Here is a 1,194-nt window from a genome sequence, read left to right on the forward strand (position 1 = left end):
AGGCGCCACCGGCCTTGACGATGGCCAGCAGGGCCACCACCAGCTCGACGCTGCGCTCGGCCGCCACCCCCACCAGTACGTCCGGGCCCACACCTTGAGCGCGCAACCAGCGTGCCAGCTGGTTGGCGCGCTGGTGCAGCTCGCGATAGCTCAGGCGCTGCGCGCCGAACTGCAGCGCCAGGGCGTCCGGGGTTTGCGCGGCCTGCTGCTGCAGCAGCGCTTGCAGTTGCACACCATCGGGGAACGCCGCCTCGGTGGCGTTCCAGCCACCAAGCAGCTGCTCGCGTTCCGCGCCTGCCAGCATCGACAAATCCCCCAGACGGCGCTCGGCACTCTCGGCCATCGCCAGCAGCAAGCGCTCGAAGTGCTCACGCAGGCGCTCCACCTGACTGGACGCCAGGCGGTCGGCACGGTAGGCGTAACGGATATCCAGGCACTCGTCAGCACTGGCCACCAGGGCCAGGGCGAAATGGGTGCTCTCGACCGGGCGCTGGCCGAGTACGCGCAGGCTGTCACCGCCGCCAGCAAGCGCACTGTCCATGGGAAAATTCTCGAACACCAGAATGCTGTCGAACAACGCCTGGCCCGGCTTCCCGGCCCAGCGCTGGATATCGTGCAACGGGCTGTGCTCGAACTCGCGAACGTGCAGGTTGAGCGCTTGCAGATCTCGCAACCAGTCGCCAACGGCCCATTGCGGCTGAATTTCATGGGCAATCGGCAAGGTATTGATGAACAGACCGAGCAGGCTCTGTGCACTCGGTAGCTCAGCCGGACGCCCGGCGACGGTGGCGCCGAAGCAGGGTCTCGCCTGCCCGGTGTAGCGCTGTAGAAGCAGCAGCCAGGCACCCTGCAACAGGGTGTTGAGAGTCACACGCTGGGCCTGGGCAAATTGCTGCAGACCACGGGTCAGCTCGGCGCTCAAACGGCCGTGCACCTCACGCGCAGGCTCTGCGGCAGCATGCCCCAACGCACCAGCCAGCAGGGTCGGTTCGTCGAGCGAGACCAGGCGCTCGCGCCAGAAGCGCTCACCGGCGGCGGCGTCCCGAGTCTGCAGCCAGTTGATGTAGTCGCGGTACTGGCCGAACTGCGCCGGCAGCGTTTCACCCCGGTAGAGTGCCAGCACCTCACCCACTTGCCGAGCGCTGCTCCAGCCGTCGGAGATCAGGTGGTGGCAGGTCCACAGCAGGTGGTAGC

The 1,194-nt window shown here is 67.2% G+C and carries 1 protein-coding gene; it reads right to left on the reverse strand.

Going from position 1 to position 1,194, the window contains the following annotated elements; translation table 11 throughout:
• The coding region (locus J0A65_RS23685; protein ID WP_206596736.1) for a condensation domain-containing protein at window positions 1-1,194 on the reverse strand (1,194 nt) is incomplete at both ends.

It is taken from the genome of Bowmanella yangjiangensis (assembly GCF_017255015.1).
GTDB classification, from domain to species: Bacteria; Pseudomonadota; Gammaproteobacteria; order Enterobacterales; family Alteromonadaceae; genus Bowmanella; species Bowmanella yangjiangensis.